Genomic DNA, 17,782 nt, shown 5'->3' with positions numbered 1-17,782 from the left:
TCAAGTAGATTCAACGCCGCCATCGTCCGGCTGCAACGCCAGCAACAACGCTGCCGCGAGCGACAGGACGATGCCGGCCAGCCGGTAACCGGTCGGTACGGTAGATGCCAGCGCCATGGCGATCATGGTGGTCAGCAGTGGCGCGCCGGCGTTCACCAATGGCGACACCATCAGCGCCTTCCCGTGACGGAATGCATACACCAGCGTCAGCGCGCCGACCGCATTCAGGATCTGGGTGACGGCTGCCAGCAGTGGTCCGGACGGACCGTAATTGATCGGTTGCGAAAAATCGGTCATCGCCAGCGCCACCGGAATAAAGATCAGCGCGCTGAGTGTCATGTAGAAGAAGATGCTTTCCGCGTCCATGCTGGCGTTGGCCAGCTTGATGAAGTAAGCCTGCAAGCCCCACGCGACCAGCACGCCCAGCGCCAGTACGAACCACAGGCCGTACTGCTGCGGCGAGCCTTGCGGCGCATAATCGAACAATGGCAGCGCGCAGATCGCCAGCAGGATGCCGGCGATGCCCATCGCGCCGGTACGCTCGCGCAGGAACAGGAAGGACAACACAATCGTCAGTACCGGCGACAGCGAAATCATCGGAAAGATCAGGTATGCGGGCCCTGCCTTGACTGCGTAGAACAGCACCATCTGCCCGCCTGCGCCCAGTACGCCGATGGTCAGGCCGTAGGCGATGGAACGGCTGTCGCGTCGCACGCGCCAGCCGCTGCGGGCCAGCACGAACAGGGCCGGCGGCACCATCGTCAGCGCCCACACGACATAAATCAGAGTTTCAGGAAAACCATGCTGGCTGGGCAGGCCCGCAAACGCGCCCCACACGCCCCACAGCAAGGTGGTGGCAAGTGTGTACATCAGCCAACCGGCACGGCGCGGCGTCATCGATAAAGTCGTTGTATTCATGGATCCGGAGTGGTTGTATGGTGAGCGTGTTGAATGGTAAGTAACAAATAACGAAAACACAAACACTTTCGAAAACTTTCTTTATTTGTCGTTTTTTATCCATATTTTGCTTATGTGACGATTTCCATGTGAAAATCTGGCCTTAACTTGATTCTCATCTTTCATTTTGATGGCAACGATAAGGAGATATCCATGCACCACAGACGGTCCCGTAACACAAAGCCTGGTCAATCTGCGTTGCTATGCGGCCTGCTGGCAGCGGCGTGCGCCGTTCTTCTGGTCATGCCGGCCATTGCCGCGTCTGGCGTCGATCCATTGGCGGCGACCGGCCGTTGGGAAGGCAATACGAGCGGGGCAGCGAGAACACCGCCCATGGGCTGGAATAGCTGGAATGCCTTCCGTACCGAGGTCGATGAGGACAAGGTGATGGGCGCCGCACGCGTCCTGGTCGATAGCGGGCTGGCCAAGCTTGGCTACAACCATGTCAATGTCGATGACGGCTGGTGGCTCAAGCGACGCCAGAGCGATGGCCGGCTGCAAATCCGTACCGGCATCTTTCCGTCCGCCGCCACCGGCGGCGCGGCAGGCACCAGCTTCAAGCCGTTTACCGACAAACTGCACGCGATGGGCCTGAAGGCGGGGCTGTATACCGACATCGGCCGCAATGCCTGTTCGCAGGCATACGATCTGCATTCTCCCAATCTGCCGCAAGGCACGACGGCCGAGCGCGAAGTGGGACTCGAAGGGCACGTAGAGCAGGACATCAACTTGTATTTCAAGGAATGGGGTTTCGATTACATCAAGATCGATGCTTGCGGCCTTGCCGATTTCGTGCCGGGCTCCAAACTGGTCAAGGACCAGGACTACCGTGCGCTGGCGCCCCTGATCGACCGCAGCGCCATCAACCGCACCGACATCGGTGCGGTACGCAGCCGGTACGAAGCGGTGTCCACCGCGCTCAAGGCCGCCAGGCCGAACAACGACTACATCCTGTCGATCTGCGCGTGGGGCATGGCGAATGTCCGTTCCTGGGGCAAGGACGTGGGCAATTCGTGGCGCACCAGCAGCGACATTACGCCGAGCTGGACCAGCATGCTGCACAATTTCGACAGCGCGGCGAAGCGGCCGCTGTACGCCGGCCCCGGCCATTGGAACGACCCGGACATCCTGCACATCGGCCACGAGGAGTTCGATGCGGAACACCTGGTCGAAGCGCGCTCGCACTTCACGCTGTGGGCCATGATCAATGCGCCGCTGCTGGTCAGCTATGACCTGCGTAACGGCCCTGCATCGCTGCTGGGCGTGGTGGGCAACGCGGAGCTGATCCGCATCAACCAGGACCAGTCTGGGCACCAGGGGGTGGTCACCTACGACTCCGACGATGCCCAGATCATCGTCAAGACACTGGGCGACGGCAGCCGCAAGGCCGTGGCGCTGTTCAATCGCAGCGCGTCACCGGCGCCGGTCATTTTGCAGGCCAGGCATCTGAAGCTGGCAGACGGCGTTGCGATCGTCCTGAAGGACCTGTGGTCGAAAAAAATGCTGACGTTCTCCGGCGAACACGCATTCACACTGGCGCCGCACGAGACGCTGGTGTTCGAGGCCACGGGCAAACGGCAGCTGGAGAACGGCTTCTACCTGTCGGAAATTCCCGGCGCGGTCAACGTTGCCGTCGACGGCACCCGGCAGGCAGAGCTCGACCCGACCATCCACCGCATGATCGATCCGTGGAGCGGCACCCGTTCCAGCGGATCCCGGGCCCAGTACGCGGGCTGGGGCGGCGCGCAGGCCGATGCCACGCCGTATGGCCAGACCTTGCAGATCGCCGGCCAGGCTTTCGATTCGGGTATCGGGGTGTTGTCGAACTCGCGCCTTCAGGTCATCAACGCGTCTGCTCACGCCTGGCTGATGGCGGCGGTGGGCGTTGACGATTCGTCCGCCAATACAGGCCAGGCGGTGCGTTTTTACGTGTACGGCGATGGCAGGCTTCTGGCCGAAAGCTCGCCCGTGACATTGGGGAGCAAGGCGACCCCGATAACGGCGAATATCAAGGGCAGCAAGATTGTCGAGCTGGTGGTGCGGGACGCCAAATCCGGCACCACGCTGCCCGTGGTGGCAACCTGGGGCGACGTGCGCCTGGTAGCCGATACTGCCGCGTCGGATTGACGCTGTCCGGCTCGCGCTTGTTTCAACCCCTCCTGTCCCGGGCGCACTCGAGGCATTCCTGAGTGCCGGACTGCGCCCGCGCGCCGGCCGGCTTCACGCGCCGATCCACCCGTGCTGTAAATAGTGACAGTTCCGCCAGCGCCCGGAAAAGCGTCCAATGACTACATCGACAACGGATGTATCTGGACAAACTGGGGGCGGGAATGAATGTAATCGCGGGACATACTGGCGCACTTTCCAAGGCACTGTATTCGGAGGTGGCCCGTTATCGCCACAAGGTGTTCGTCGAAACGCTGGGGTGGGATCTGAAGACCCGCAACGGCGAGGAACTCGATCAGTTCGATCGCCCGGACACCGTGTACGTGGTGTCCCAGGACGACGAAGGCCAGGTAAATGGCTGTGCTCGTCTCCTTCCTACCACTGGCGCCTACCTGCTGGGCGAAGTGTTCCCCGAGCTGATGGATGGCCAGCCGGTGCCGGCCAGCTCCGAGGTCTGGGAACTGTCGCGCTTCGCATCGGTCGACTTCAATAACCGTACCTCGTCGGCGCTGGCGCAGTTCTCGTCGGAAGTGACGATGGCGCTGCTGAAATCCGCCGCCGAACATGCCGCCTCGCTGGGCGCCAGGCGCCTGATCACGGTGTCGCCCATCGGCGTCGAACGCCTGCTGCGGAAAACCGGTTTCCATACCCACCGCGCCGGTCCGCCGATGATTATCGGCGGCCATCCGATCTTCGCCTGCTGGATCGAGCTGGAGGGGCGTCCCGACTAACCTGAACAGGAGCGTGGCCGGGTGTGCACCCGGTCCGGCAATCCATGACCAATACAGAAACTGGCCAGGTCGGCATGTCCGTGGCGTCGCTGTCGGCACTGCACCTCGAGCACCTGATTTCAGGCCTGGACGAACAGGGCGAGCCGTACCGCGGCGAGTCTGCGGTGGCAACCTGCATCACCGGTTACACCGAGTGGACCGGCCGCGACCGCATCAGCATCGGCTGGGACTGGGAAATGCTGGCGGCCGACGCCGTCGTGACGTTGCGGCGCACCAGCGGCCCGGCCAGCAACGTGGTGTTGTATGACGCGGCCGGTGGCGAGCTGACGCCCGCCATCGTCGCGGTTGTGCTGGAAACGTATATCGATGATTTTCAGTGGCAGTTGATTACCCTGCGGCACATCATTCGCCGCTATATGAATTGAAACCGCACACCGCATGCAGCGGCGCGGAGTGCGGGTGTATCAGATCCCTGTTGTTGAACTCAATACTTGCTAGATTGGACACTCATGAAAACCGTACGGGTAAAAGCGAGGAACGGCAAACCCACGCCGATTTTCCTTCTCACAAATTTTGATCTGATTTTTTGCATTCCCATCTTCCTGCTCAACGTCGCCAATCTGTACCTGATACGGCCGTTCCTGCTGTGGGCCATCAATCTGATCGGCTATCCGGCCATCAAGCTGATCGGCGATATCACCAACGTCAGCCGCGCCAAGACGCTGACCATGACGGCGTTGTACATGACGCTGCTGCCAGCCGCTTATCTGAACCTGCTGCTGGTGCCCGACGCCGGCCCCTGGCTGCGCGGTGCGTGGTGCGCCGTGCTGCTGGTGGTCGGACTGGCGCTGGGCGAAATCATCTGCTATGCCAACAATATCCAGGCGGCGCCGCCGATGGGCAAATGCCTCACGCGCGATGTCTTTGCCGATGCCGCCCGCAATATCCCGGAATACCTGGTCGATAACAAGTACTCGCGCGGCTCGCTGCTGGCGGCGTCGTTCCTGACGTTGCACATCGTCTACAACCTGGTATTCGCCACCTTGCTGCTGGGCGAGGGCTGGGTGTATGTCGCGCCGCTGATCGTGCTGCTGCAAGCGACGCTGTTTACCGACAAGGAGCATATTGAACACCTGTGTTCGCATGCGGCCGGACGGGTGGTGCGCGCCGAAATGGCCCGGACGCCCTCGGACTATATTTACGTCGCCCTGGAGTTCCTGCGCAAATACGTGGCCTGGCCACTGCAGTTCTGGACCCCCGACTATTACTATTGCACCCACACCGGCATACACCACGTGGAAGACAACGGTCCCGCCGACTACCAGTCCACGCTGCGCTACGACCAGACCAGCCTGATCGATTTCATCAAGGCGTGCACTTGGTACTCGGTGTTCATCAGCCTGATCCCGATCGAAGTCATCTGCTACTTCCGCGCCATGAAGCGCACCAAGTTCCTGCGCCTGTTCGTGCGCGGCTACATCCTCGGCAACGCCGTGTTTTTACTGGTGGCGTGGCTGCATCCGGTGCTGGGCGGCATCCTGTTTACCGTATTCCTGTCGTCCGGCGTACGCAGCTACCTGTTCGTGATGCGCTGGCACGGCTTCCATGACGCCACCCGGCCTTACAGCGTGGAAGCGTCGAACAGCTCGCCGCTGCATTACGGCCACCACAAGGAACAGAATGTGCACCTGATGGTGGTGGGAGAATGCTGCCGCGTATTCTGGAAAAACCGCGAGAAGGAGCCGAAGGATTTCCCCATCTTCGTGTCCGCCGGCGCCCTGGAAACCTATAGCCGCAACGCCTTGCTGGTGTTCTTCCTGATGTGGCAGGGCAAGATCGACGTCCTCAGCAAGTTCATCTACACCGACAGCGGCAGCCGTGCCGAGCTCAAGAAGTATGTCACCGGCCTGCGCTATCTCGGCAAGAGTCCCCGGCTGGCGCGCTACGACGACAAATTGTCGAAGTGGGTAGGCCGGCTGGCCGAGAAGCGGCACCGCCGCAAAATGTCGGCCGACGATATTGCCTTCTTCGACGATCCTTCGCCGCAGGTCATGGTGAACATCCGCGTGACCAATTTCCTCAAGCTCAAGGTGCGCAGTGTCGAAGAAAACCTGCCTCAGGGTATTTACTGACCCCGACCGCCCAGCCCAAAAAAAAGGATCTCCCATGTGGAAACGAATCAATGAATCGAGCCCTATCTTGGCCAGGTTCCTGCTCTTCATCTGCGCCCCGATCGGTATCGCGGCGGCAGCCGGCTACGGCCACCTCAAACAGAGCGTTCCGCTGGACGATGGCGTGGTGGCGGTGCAGGGCGTCGGCGGCAGCGTGCGCATCGAGCGCGGCGCGGACGCCGTGCCACGCATCACGGCCGCCAGCGACGCCGATGCTTATTTTGCGCTCGGCTATGTGCATGCCCGCGACCGGCTCTGGCAAATGGAGTACCAGAAGCTGATCGGCCAGGGGCGCCTGAGTGAACTGCGCGGCGCCGATACCCTGGCGCTCGACCGGTACATCCGCACTTTGGGATTAAGCCAGGCTGCCGGCCAGGCGCTGGCGCAACTGGCGCCGCGTTCGCGCCAGTTGCTCGACGCTTACGTGCGTGGCGTGAACGCCCGCATCGGCGAAAACCATCCGCTGCCGCCCGAGTATTTTGTCAACGGGCGCAAGCCGGAAGCGTGGAGCGCGACCGACTCGCTGCTGCAGCTGAAACTGCTGCAGATCGACCTCGACGATAGCAGCGTCGAGCTGCTGCGCCAGAACGCCCTGGTGCGCCAGTTGGGCAGCGTGCGCGCGGCGCAACTGTTGCGTGCCGACGAAGGGCGCATGCTGGCCGTCACCGGCGCAGCGCCGCCGGCCGATGGCGCATTGCTGCACCAGGTCGAAACCGCCGCTACGCGCCTGCACCGCGAGTTCGGCATCGGCGCTGCCGATGCCGGCTCCACCGCATGGGCCGTGGACGGCAGCCATACCCGCAGCGGCATGCCGGCCCTGGTCAACGACCTGCACGCGGCCAGCCTGATTCCGGCCCGCTGGTACCTGAGCGAGCTGCGCGGTCCCACCGTGCACGTGGCCGGCGCCACGATCCCGGGCCTGCCGCTGTTCTTCTCCGGCCGCAACGAGAGCATCGCCTGGGGCGGCACCGCGCTGCACGCGGTCGCGCCGCAACTGGTGCGGGAAAAAATCGATCCGCTCGACAGCAACAAGTACCTCGATGGCGACACCTGGCGCACCATGGCCAGCAGGAACGAACGCATCAAGGTCAGGTCGGCATTTCCAGCCTACCTGCGCGGCCCCATCAAGCCGCTGGGACTGACCGTGCGCCAGACCGCGCGCGGACCGGTGATCAGCGACCTGGCCGACGCCGGGGGCGCCACCTACACGCTGGCACTGGCCGGCCTCGATCCGCAAGATCGCAGCTTCGACGCGCTGCTGGCGCTCAACGGCGCGCAAGACTGGACCCAGGCCAGGACCGCCATGCGCGATTACGGCGCCCCGGCGCTGCAACTGGTGTATGCCGACCGGCATGGCAATATCGGTGGCAAGCTGGTCGGCAAGCTGGCGGCCGGCAGTGTCGCGCCGGGGGTGAGGCTGCCGGCGGCGTCCGCCGGCGCCGGTCCGGTCGCCTACATCGCCTACCAGGATTTGCCGGAAACCTACAACCCGGCCGGCGGCATGTTGCTGCAGGCCGGTGCGGACCGCTCCGCCCGCATCGCCAGCTTGCTGCGCGCGGGCGGCAAGGCTACCCCGGAGGCGCTGCTGGCGATCCAGCACGACGACCTGAGCCTCGGCGCTGCCGATGCGTTGCCGGGCCTGCTGCAACTGCCGGCCAGCGGCCCGCGCCAGCAACAGGCGCTCGATTATCTGCGCGGCTGGGACCGCCGCGCCGCGCCCGACAGCGTTGCCGCGTCGATCTACAACGTCTGGATCGACCATCTGTTCGTGGACCTGGTGCGCGACAACGCCACCGACCGCCTGGCCGCGCGCCAGCTACTGGCCAGCTATCCGCCCGAGGCGCGGGTGCGCTTCGTCGCCGGCGCGCTGCGGCAGTCGGCCGCCGACTGGTGCGCCGCCCCCGGCCAGCCGGCGCAGTGCCGGCCGCACCTGGCCCGCAGCCTGCAGTCCGCCCTCGACCAGCTGCAGATCACCATGGGCGCTACCATGGCCGACTGGCGCTGGAGCGCGGTGCAGCATGCGGCGTATCGCAGCGGCGCGGTGGACGGCGGTTCGCCGCTGTCCGGGCTGTTCGCCCGCCGCACTGCCGCGCCTGGCGACAACTACAGCCTAGGCGGCGGCGCCCCGGCCGTGTATTCGGCCGACGATGGCTACCAGCGCGTGGCCGGCAGCAACTACCTGCAGGTGATCGATCTTGGCGATGCCGGGCGCAGCCGCTTCACCGTCAGCACCGGGCAGTCGGGTAACTTCCTCAGCCCGCAGTACGACAACTTCATGCGGGCCGCCAGCGCCGCCGCTTTGCCGTCCCTCGGGTTCGGCGAGCAGCGGCCGGGGGCCATGGTGCTGACGCTGACCGCGTCGGCCGTCAAGGCGGACTAAGGGGAATATCATGAAACACAATATATTGAATACCGGCCTCTACGGCCTGCTGGTCAAGAACGCACCCAACAAGGTGTTCATCAGCATCGTCCTGAGTTCGGTCGCAGGCTTGCTGCAGGTGATGCTGATCCCGCTGTTGGTTTCATCGTTCAACTTGCAGGCGTCCCACCTGGCGCCTGGCATCGAATTTGGCGGCGCCTGGGAGCAGTGGGGCTTGCGCATCGACTCGCCGCGTTTTGCCGTGTGTTTCTTCGCCGCCTGCCTGCTGATCCTGGTGCTGCGCGGCACCTCGGGGCGGCTGATGAACGAAGTGGTCACCAAGCTGAGCCTGGACCTCAAGCGCTTCATCTACAACAAGGTCGCCACCGCGCCGGTGCAGGACCTCGAGAAGGTCGGCTTTTCCACGCTGATGGCGTCGCTTACCAGCGACATCGACAAGCTCTCCACCGGCGCCCGCATGATACCGATCATCCTCAACTATCTGATCGTGATCGGTGGCGTGGTGGCCATGCTCGGCTACCTGAATCCCGGCGTCACGCTGTTCATCCTGGTCAGCGCCGTCATCGGCGTTGCGTGTTATCAGCCGTTCTCGTACTTCGGCGGCGAGGCGCTCGGCAGGGCGCGCCAGTGCGTCAACCAGGTCATCGAGTTCAATCGCGGCCTGATCTACGGCTCCAAGGAACTCAAGCTCAACCGTCGCAAGCGCGACGCCTATATGGCCGAGCTGTACCAGGTCGAGGACCAGCAGCGCCGGCTCCAGCTCAAGGGCGGCACCCTGTTCCTGGTCGGCTCCCAGTTCGCCGGCTTGATGAACATGCTGGTGATCGGCCTGGTGGCCTTTGTGATGAGCAATTTCTATGCGCTGTCGCCGGACGCCCTGATCGCCATCGTGATGATCTTGCTGTACCTGTCGGAACCGATGATGGGCATCGTCGAATGCCTGAGCAGCCTGATCCCGGCGCGCATTTCGGTGATGGCGGTGCGCAAATGCCTGAAGCAGCTGCGCGCCGAGATCGAGCAGGCGGACGATACCCGGGTGGCCATCCACAAGCTGCAGGCTTACCAGCTCGAATACGCGTACGACGTCAAGGACAAGGGTGATTTCCAGTTCAAGGTGGGGCCGGTCAGCGCCACGTTCCGGCGCGGCCAGGTCAGCTTCATCACCGGCGGCAATGGCTCGGGCAAGTCCACCCTGAGCAAGGTGCTGTCGCTGCATTACCTGCCGTCGGACGGCTGCGTGCTGATCAACGACGAGCGCGTCACCGACGACAACCGCAGCAAAATGCGCCAGAACATTTCCGCCATCTTCACCGACTTCCACCTGTTTCCACGTCTCTATGATGTGGCGGAAGGGGCGGCCGCCAAGATTCCGGACTATATGCAAGAGCTCAAGCTGGAGCAGCGGGTCAGCCTGGATGGCGGAAAATTTTCCACGCTGGGACTGTCGGACGGCCAGCGCAAGCGCGTGGCGCTGCTGGTCAGCTATCTGGAAGACCGTGATGTCTACGTGTTCGACGAATGGGCGGCAGACCAGGACCCGCAGTTCAAGGAATTTTTCTACACCACCATTCTGTTCCGCCTGCGCGAGCTGGGCAAGATCGTCATCGTCATTACCCATGACGACCGGTACTTCCACCTGGCCGACCAGCTGATCAAGATGGAGAACGGCGCGCTCAAGGCCATCGAAATGCGCGAGGCGCTTGCCGCCTGAAGACCGGATGGCGTCTTGCGCCATCCCCGACCACCATGCCCGAAGGCTTGTTTATGGACACTACCGAGAACCCGATCGCGTATCCGCTATCGACTTTTGAAAAACTTTCCTGCCTGGGCCGGCGCAAGCACGGCCACGCGGCCAACCTGGCGAGCGCCTGCTTCCGTTTCGACGGGCCGCTCGACCCCGACCGCCTGGCGCGCGCCGTGGCGCTGTTGCCCACGCTGGTGCCGCGCCTCGGCTGTGCGGTCGTCGAGCGCGACGGCGAGCTGCTGCTGCAGCCTGCCGTCCATCCGGTGCTCGAGACGCGCCGCGTATTGCTCGCCAGCGGCGAAGAAGCCGAAGCCGCGCAACTGGTCGCCGACGAGGCGGACCGCGCCATCGATGTGCGCACGCAGATGCTGGTGCGCAGCACGCTGGTGTCGCTGGGCCCGCAGCGCCACTGGTGGTTGCTCAGCTGTCACGCGCTGGCGGCCGAGGCGCGCGGCTGCGAAACCCTGTACGCGCTGGCCGGACAGGTGTACGCCATGCTGGACCGGCCCGATGCCGCGGAGCGCCTGGCCGCATTGGCCGCCGGTGCCGCCAGTGCGGACGGCGATCCCGGCTATCCAGGGTCGTCCGCCTGGACGGCCGACCATGACTACTGGAGCGCCGCCGCCGGGCAGGACCAGGACCGGCTCAACCTGCGCAAGGGGCGCCAGGACCAGCCGGCCCGCTCCCGCACGGTCGAACTGGCGCTGCCCGCCGGCTGGGCGGCGCGCTACGCGGCATTCTCGGCCACCCTGGCCAGCGATCACGACAGCCTGTTCGCCGCACTGGTACTGGTGTTGTTGCACCGCTATAGCGGCTCGGGGACGGTGGCGGTCGGGCTGGCACAGCCACGCAACTTGGTGCGCTGGGCAGAGCGTCCGCTCGGCCTGGACTTCGACAACGTGCCGCTGGCGGCCGAGATACGCGGCGAGGAATCGTTCGCGGCGCTGGCCGACCGGGTGGCGGCGGATGTGCGGCGCGGGCGCCAGCACCGGCGCTACCCGCAGGCGCAGTTGGTCGCCATCGGCGACAGCCGCAAGCAACACGAGCACCGGCTGTTCGAGTTCGTGGTCTACGGCGAACACGCGGCCGATGGCGATTTCGGCGCGGGCCCGGTCGCGCGCCAGCCGCTGCCGTACCGGGGTGACTATGTGCCGCGCCTGGGCCTGGTCAGAAACGATGCCTGCGGCTTGCTGTTGCGGCTCGAGTTCCTCGAGGCCGATCTGGACCCGGGCATGGCGCCGCTGCTGCTCGACAGCCTGGCCACGCTGCTTGGTGACGTACTCGACAGTCATGGGGTAACCCCGATGGAAGACCTGGCGCTGGTGTCGCCAGCGCAACGCGAGCGTCTGCTGGGCGACTGGGCCGGGGTGACCCGCGCGGGCATTCCGCACTGCTGCGTGCACGAATTGTTCGAACAGCAGGTAGCGCGCACGCCGCAAGCCATCGCCGCAGTCTACGAGGACGAGGCCATCAGCTATGCCGAACTGGATCGCCGCGCCGACGTGCTCGCGCGGCACTTGCGCAACTGCAACATCGGACCCGATGTCATGGTGGGGATCTTCGTCGAGCGCTCGGTCGCCATGGTGTTGACGGTGCTGGCCATCCTCAAGGCCGGTGGTGCATTCGTGCCGCTGGACATCGATTTTCCTGAAACCCGGCTGCGCTACATCATCGAGGACGCGCAACTGGCCACCATCGTCACCCAGCGCCACCTGGCTGCCATGCTGCCTGCGCCGGTCGACGGCCGCGTGCTGACGCTCGACGAGGTCGATTGGCAGGCGCCGGCCGCGCGCGGGCGCGGCTGCACGCCGGACAACCTGGCCTACGTCATCTATACGTCGGGCAGCACCGGCAACCCCAAAGGGGTGCTGGTCGAGCACAAGGGGATGATCAACCACACTTATGCGATCGGCGACGACCTGTGTATCGACGCCGGCAGCCGTGTGCTGCAGTTTGCCTCGCTCACCTTCGACGCCTCGATTGCCGAATTGTTTACCACGCTGGCGCGCGGCGCCACGCTGTACGTGGCCAGCCACCAGGAGCGGCTCACGCCGGACCTGCTGTCCGACCTGGTGGCCCGGCGTCGCCTCACCCACGCGATCTTGCCGCCGGTGCTGCTCAAATACCTGTCGCTGGAAAAATTCCAGACCGTGGGGCAATTGCAGGTGGTGGGCGAGAGCACGCCGCTGGAAACCGCCCGCGTGTGGGCGCGGGGGCGGCGCCTGTCGAATGGCTATGGCCCGACAGAAAACACAGTGCATACGAGCCTGTCGCAGTTCGAAGGCGACAGCATGACCATCGGCCGTCCGCTCCACAACGTGCGCGGCTACGTGGTCGATCACAAGCAACGGCTGGTGCCGGTGGGCGCGGCCGGTGAACTCTGCATCGGCGGCGCCGGCGTCACGCGCGGCTACCTGAACCAGCCGGAGCTGACCGCCGCCAAGTTTATTCCCGACGTGTTCTCCGGCCAGGGCCGGCTCTACAAGTCGGGCGACCTGGTGCGCTGGCTGTCCGATGGCGACCTCGATTTCATCGGCCGGCGCGACCAGCAGGTCAAGATCCGCGGCTTGCGGATCGAGCTCGAGGAGGTGGAAGCCCACCTGCAAAACATCGAGGGGGTTGCAGGCGCTGTCGTGGTGGTGCGCGAGACGGCGGTGGCCGGCGAACCCGATGACGACGCCTGTGCTCCGGTCGAAAAATGCCTGGTGGCCTACCTGGTGCTGGACCGCGCCACGCTGACCGAGGCCGCCATCCGCGCCGCACTGGCGGCGGCCGTGCCGAAGTTCATGGTGCCGGCGCACCTCTTCATCCTCGATGCGTTCCCGCTCACGCACAGCCGCAAGATCGACAAGAAAGCATTGAAGGCAATCCCTCTGGAAAGGACTAGCGATGCAGGCCGATAGTGTCCACATGGAGCAAACCGCTCCTTCCGCTGGCAGGCAGCGCTTGCTGCCGCCGCTGTGCCATGAGCACGACGGCCAGTTCTTTGCCGGCGCGGCGGGCGTGTTGCCGCGCGATGTGCAGCCGTTGCCATATTACCTGGCATTGTTCCGGGCCGACCGCTTCGTGCCCGAGCTGTTCCAGACCTACGGCATCGACTTTCCCCCGCATATACGCAACAGCGTGTCCAAGCGCCAGGCCGAATTCTTTGCCGGGCGGCTATGCGCCCGTGCGATCCTGGAAAACCACGGTCACGGCCGCCATGTGGTGGCGGTGGGCCGCCACCGCGAACCGCTGTGGCCGCCGGGGTTCATCGGCAGCATCACCCACAGCGGCCAGTATGCGGCGGCGATCGCCTGCCAGGGCAACGATATCGCCGGCATCGGCATCGATATCGAGGCCATCATCGACAGCGACGCGCGCCAGGCCATGACGGAGCTGGTGGTGTGCGCCGAGGAACTGCGCTTTTTACGCATGTGCGTGGGCAGCCTGGACATCGATTGCCTGCTGACACTGGTGTTTTCAGCCAAGGAAAGTTTTTTCAAGGCAGCATTTCCGCTGGTAGGCCGTTATTTCGACTTCGATGCGGTCAAGGTGGTGAGCCTGGACCAGGCACGCGGCTGCCTGCGCCTGCGCTGCGTGCTGCCCCTGGGCGACCGGCTGGCGGTGGGCCAGGAGCACGAGGTGTATTTCGACTTCCTCGGCGACGCCTCGGTGCTCACCACGGTGCTGCTCACGCATGACGCGCACACCGCCGGGCAGCCGGCGCTGGCCGCCTAGGCGGCCGGCGCCGCACGGAAGAGGGCGTGCGCCCACGCAAAAACGGGCCGGACGGAAAAAATCCGTCCGGCCCGTGCTGGCGCTACGTGGTTCAGCTCTGGCGGGTGATGCCGCAGTAGCGGTCGTTCAGGTAGTCGAGGGTGATGGTTTGCCAGTCGAAGCTGTCCACGAAAGCGCTCAGCAGCGCCGCGCTCTTGCCGTGGCCGAGCTCGACGCCAGCGGCGTTGCGCAGCATGACATTGCTGGCCGGCTCGCTGACGCGGAGCAGGCGCAGCTTGGCATCGTCGCGCAGCATTTGCCAGTCCCAGCCGATGGTGATGGTGGGCTTGCCCTTGGCGATCCATTCAGTGTAGCCGGTGATCGCGGTGACCACCGCCGCTTCGGGCATATGGGGATCGCCATCCTCGTCCATGCCGGAAATCAGGTGGGACAAAGTAATCGCCTGCAATTGGGGGAATGTTAAATAAACATAACCAGTGTTTGACATCGAATTCCGCTTTCTTTATTACGGCTGGCCGCGCCGTTGGTGGTTGACGATTGTACCTTGCGGCATGGAAGAATTAAGGTATTTGCTATGTGGCAAGTGAAAATGCCGCTCTTTACGCCAATTCGATCCAGCAAGCGAAGATAGGGTGACCGCCGATAATCATCGGTGGACCGGCGCGATGGGTGTGAAAGCCGGTTTTCCGCAGCAGGCGCTCGACGCCGATGGGCGATACCGTGATCAGGCGCTTGGCGCCCAGCGACACGGCATGGGCGGCGGCCGATTTCAGCAATGCCATCGTCACTTCCGATGAAAACTGTGCCAGCGCCGACGAGCTGCGCTGGTTGAAGTCCACCGATGCGAAGCGCGACAATTCCCACACGTCGGGACTGGCGGGGATGGGCAGGCCGGCCATCAACTCGGGGAAGACCTCGCCGAGCAGGTAGGGACCGGTGGTGGGAAGAAGTCGGGCACACCCGTTTACCTGGCCTTCGTCATCCTGGGAGACGACGTACACGGTGTCGGGGCGGTCGAACTGGTCGAGTTCTTCGCCATTGCGGGTTTTCAGGTCCCAGCCCAGCGTTTCGACAAACACCTTGTGCCGGTAGCGGGCGATGTCGGAGAAAAGCGCGTCCGAGAAAACTTCTGTATGGCCTGCGGTCACATTCATTCCGATCCCCTTTGCTGTTTTGGTGGTAATACGGTTGGTATGGGACCATTGGACACCCGTGGCGACTTTTGCATAACTGTCAGAAACTGCAGTCGATGCCGGCGTGACATTTCTTGCACAGTCGAGCTTGATATTAATTGACTAGAATTAATCAAAATGATATTTTTTCTTTTAATTTATGACCTCGCTGCGCGTACAGGGAGGACAAGGGGACAGTACCGATTTCTGATTCCAACCTTGCTTTTCCGGAGAATATGTTGAGCGATACATCAGACTGGCGCGAAGAGGGCGGCAACGCCTTGCTATCGGCCACCACCGAGGAAGATTTTTTTGCCGTCCTGTCACGGCTGGCGCGCGATCTGGGTTTCGAGTACTGCGCCTTCGGCAGAAAGGCGCTGCTGCCGATCTCCAACCCGAAGATCTACATGGTGAATAATTATTCGCAGGAGTGGCAACAGCGCTACCAGCAGGAAAATTACGTCGCGATCGATCCGACCGTGGCCCATGCCGTCAAGTCGATGCAGCCGCTGATCTGGACCGACGCCCTGTTCCAGGCCAGTCCCGCATTCTGGGAGGATGCCCGCGCCCACGGCCTGAAAGCCGGCTGCGCCCAGTCGGCGTTCGACCCGTCCGGTGCGGCCAGCCTGCTCACCCTGGCGCGCTCCAACGAAATACTGTCGCCCGCCGAGGTGCGCAAGAACGCGGCCGATGTGGCCTGGCTGGTCCAGAGCGCCAACCAGGGCATGGCCAACATGATCGCCAGGCGACCGGCGCAAAATCAGGCAGTGATCCTCACCAGCCGTGAAATCGAAGTCCTGCGCTGGACGGCGGATGGCAAGACGTCCAGCGAAGTGGGGCAAATCATGCAGATCTCCGAACGCACGGTGAATTTCCACGTCAATAATTCGCTGGAAAAACTGGGCACGTCCAACAAGACCGCGTGCGTCGCCAAAGCCCTGATGCTGCGCCTGCTCTAAACCGCTCCCGGCCGCTCCAGGCCCACTTTTGCCAACGCCGGCGGATCCTCCCCGGCGCCGCCTTTCCCTTTTTTTCTTGCGCCACCGACTGCCGCCGGTGGCCGCGCCACGCCATGCGTCACTGCAAATGTTGACAGTTATGTCCGGCGCCGGGCCGGGGTCTAATGTCATTGCCGGATTGGCCGTTCAGGCAGCCGGGACGACATTAGAGGGGATTACGTCATGGCGCTTACAGAATTGCTTGAGATGTGCAAACGCAGCAGCATCAGCCTCAGTGTTGAGGATGGCGATTTGCGTATCAAGGGAAAAAAATCCGCAGTCTCCGCCGAGCTGGTTGCAGCGCTCCGCGACAACAAGCAGGCCCTGATCGCCTGGCTGGCGGTGGAGGATGGCGACATTCCGCACGCCGACCGCAGCTTGCCGCTGCCGTTGTCGTTTGCCCAGCAGCGCCTGTGGTTCATCGACCAGATGGAAGCGGGCAGCAGCAACTACAATCTGCAGTCGCGCTACGAGCTGAGCGGGCAACTCGATGCCGAGGCCCTGCGCCGTGCGCTGCAGGGTATCGTCGCACGCCATGAAGTGCTGCGCACGGTCATTATCAGCGCACAGGGCCAGGCCCGGCAGCAAGTCCGCGACGCCGGCGAGATCGAATTCGTGGCACACGATTTGCGCGGGCTGGACCAGGCGGCGCGCCGCGCCGCGCTGGCCGCGCTGGCGGAAGCGGACGCCGGCCGGCCGTTCGACCTGGCGCACGACGTGCTGCTGCGCGCCGGCCTGGTGCGGCTCGAAGAGCAGCGCCACGTGCTGCTGCTCAATCTGCACCACATCGTCACCGACGGCTGGTCGATGGCGTTGCTCACGCGTGAGCTCGATACTCTCTACCGCAGCTTCAGCGACGGCGTGCCAGCGCCGCTGGCGCCGTTGCCTGTGCAATACGCCGACTATGCGCAGTGGCAGCGCAACCGCATGCAAGGCAGCGAGCTCGCCCCGCAAATCGACTACTGGCGCAGCCAGCTGGCCGGCCTGCCGGCAGTGCACGGCCTGCCGCTGGACAAGCCGCGCCCCGCCCAGCAGCGCTTCCACGGCCGCGCTCTGGCCCAAACCATCGATGCCGGCTTGCTGCGGGCGGTACAGGCGTGCTGCCAGCGCGAACAAACGACGCTGTTCATGTTCCTGCAAACCGCGCTGGCGGTGCTGCTGCACCGCTACAGCGGCGAATCCGATATCGTGATCGGTGCGCCGATCGCAGGCCGCGCGCACAGCGACGTGGAAAACCTGATCGGCCTGTTCGTCAACAGCCTGGTGCTGCGCAACGACCTCGCGGGCGATCCCGCCTTCACCACGCTGTTGCGCCAGAACCGGGGCATGATCCTCGGCGCCTACGAGCATCAGCATGTGCCGTTCGACCTTCTGGTGGAACAATTGCAGCCGGAGCGCAGCCTCAGTTACAGCCCGCTGTACCAGGTCATGCTCACGCTGCACAACACCGAGCACCACGCACTGGCGCTCGGTGAACTCGCCATCGAACGCCTGGCGGGCAGCCACGATACCATCAAGTGCGACCTGGAACTGACCGCATCGGTCGCTGGCGGCGAGTTGCTGATCGACTGGACCTACAATGTGGACCTGTTCGAGATCGACAGCATTGCGCGCATGGCGTCGAACTTCGAGCAGCTGCTGCGAGCCATCGTGGCCGTGCCGGACGCCCGTATCGGCGCGCTGCCCGTGCTGGCGGACGACGAACGCCACACGCTGCTGCATGCCTGGAACGACACGGACGTG

13 protein-coding genes are annotated in these 17,782 nt (G+C 64.0%); 10 read left to right on the top strand and 3 right to left on the bottom strand.

Annotation, left to right across the window (positions count from 1 at the left end; genetic code table 11):
• The gene (locus tag ASF04_RS08925; RefSeq protein WP_056140193.1) at positions 1-918 is read right to left on the bottom strand and encodes an EamA family transporter; all 918 of its coding nucleotides are present in this window, start codon (positions 916-918) and stop codon (positions 1-3) included.
• A gap of 372 nt (positions 919-1,290) precedes the next feature.
• Between ASF04_RS08925 and ASF04_RS08920 the strand changes: the two genes are divergently transcribed.
• From ASF04_RS08920 to ASF04_RS08885, 8 genes are all read left to right on the top strand, one after another.
• Entirely contained in the window at positions 1,291-3,084 is a 1,794-nt protein-coding gene (locus ASF04_RS08920) for an NPCBM/NEW2 domain-containing protein (protein ID WP_229204981.1), read from the top strand.
• 203 nt (positions 3,085-3,287) lie between these two features.
• Positions 3,288-3,854, top strand: coding sequence for an acyl-homoserine-lactone synthase (locus ASF04_RS08915; protein ID WP_056140219.1), 567 nt, complete (start codon positions 3,288-3,290; stop codon positions 3,852-3,854).
• Positions 3,855-3,898: 44 nt separating this feature from the next.
• Positions 3,899-4,279, top strand: coding sequence for a DUF4902 domain-containing protein (locus ASF04_RS08910; RefSeq protein ID WP_056140187.1), 381 nt, complete (start codon positions 3,899-3,901; stop codon positions 4,277-4,279).
• Between the two features lie 84 nt (positions 4,280-4,363).
• Positions 4,364-5,986: a hypothetical protein gene (locus tag ASF04_RS08905; protein WP_056140183.1), complete on the top strand. Its 1,623-nt coding sequence runs from the start codon at positions 4,364-4,366 to the stop codon at positions 5,984-5,986.
• A gap of 34 nt (positions 5,987-6,020) precedes the next feature.
• Complete coding sequence (locus ASF04_RS08900; protein ID WP_082488658.1) at positions 6,021-8,405, top strand: penicillin acylase family protein; 2,385 nt, start codon at positions 6,021-6,023, stop codon at positions 8,403-8,405.
• 10 nt (positions 8,406-8,415) lie between these two features.
• Positions 8,416-10,116, top strand: coding sequence for a cyclic peptide export ABC transporter (locus ASF04_RS08895; RefSeq protein WP_082488657.1), 1,701 nt, complete (start codon positions 8,416-8,418; stop codon positions 10,114-10,116).
• A 53-nt stretch (positions 10,117-10,169) separates the two neighbouring features.
• A complete protein-coding gene (locus ASF04_RS08890) occupies positions 10,170-13,052 on the top strand; it encodes an amino acid adenylation domain-containing protein (RefSeq protein ID WP_162241430.1) in 2,883 nt (960 codons plus the stop codon).
• Complete coding sequence (locus ASF04_RS08885; RefSeq protein ID WP_082488656.1) at positions 13,039-13,869, top strand: 4'-phosphopantetheinyl transferase; 831 nt, start codon at positions 13,039-13,041, stop codon at positions 13,867-13,869. The genes ASF04_RS08890 and ASF04_RS08885 overlap by 14 nt, the downstream gene beginning before the upstream one ends.
• A gap of 91 nt (positions 13,870-13,960) precedes the next feature.
• Here the strand turns inward: ASF04_RS08885 and ASF04_RS08880 are convergent, their stop codons facing one another.
• Positions 13,961-14,356 (bottom strand): DUF4902 domain-containing protein, encoded by a 396-nt coding sequence (locus ASF04_RS08880; RefSeq protein WP_082488655.1) that lies wholly within the window; start codon positions 14,354-14,356, stop codon positions 13,961-13,963.
• Between the two features lie 112 nt (positions 14,357-14,468).
• Positions 14,469-15,023: an acyl-homoserine-lactone synthase gene (locus tag ASF04_RS08875; protein ID WP_056140166.1), complete on the bottom strand. Its 555-nt coding sequence runs from the start codon at positions 15,021-15,023 to the stop codon at positions 14,469-14,471.
• 257 nt (positions 15,024-15,280) lie between these two features.
• Between ASF04_RS08875 and ASF04_RS08870 the strand changes: the two genes are divergently transcribed.
• Together ASF04_RS08870 and ASF04_RS08865 are read left to right on the top strand one after the other, a co-directional pair.
• Positions 15,281-16,000 (top strand): autoinducer binding domain-containing protein, encoded by a 720-nt coding sequence (locus tag ASF04_RS08870; protein WP_229204979.1) that lies wholly within the window; start codon positions 15,281-15,283, stop codon positions 15,998-16,000.
• A gap of 222 nt (positions 16,001-16,222) precedes the next feature.
• Positions 16,223-17,782: condensation domain-containing protein (locus ASF04_RS08865; protein WP_229204978.1), on the top strand; the 1,560-nt coding region annotated here is incomplete at its 3' end.

The organism is Duganella sp. Leaf61, from assembly GCF_001421905.1.
GTDB classification, from domain to species: domain Bacteria; phylum Pseudomonadota; class Gammaproteobacteria; order Burkholderiales; family Burkholderiaceae_D; genus Rugamonas; species Rugamonas zoogloeoides.
Note: the sequence above shows the minus strand (reverse complement) of the source record. Positions and strands in the feature narration are given on the sequence as shown.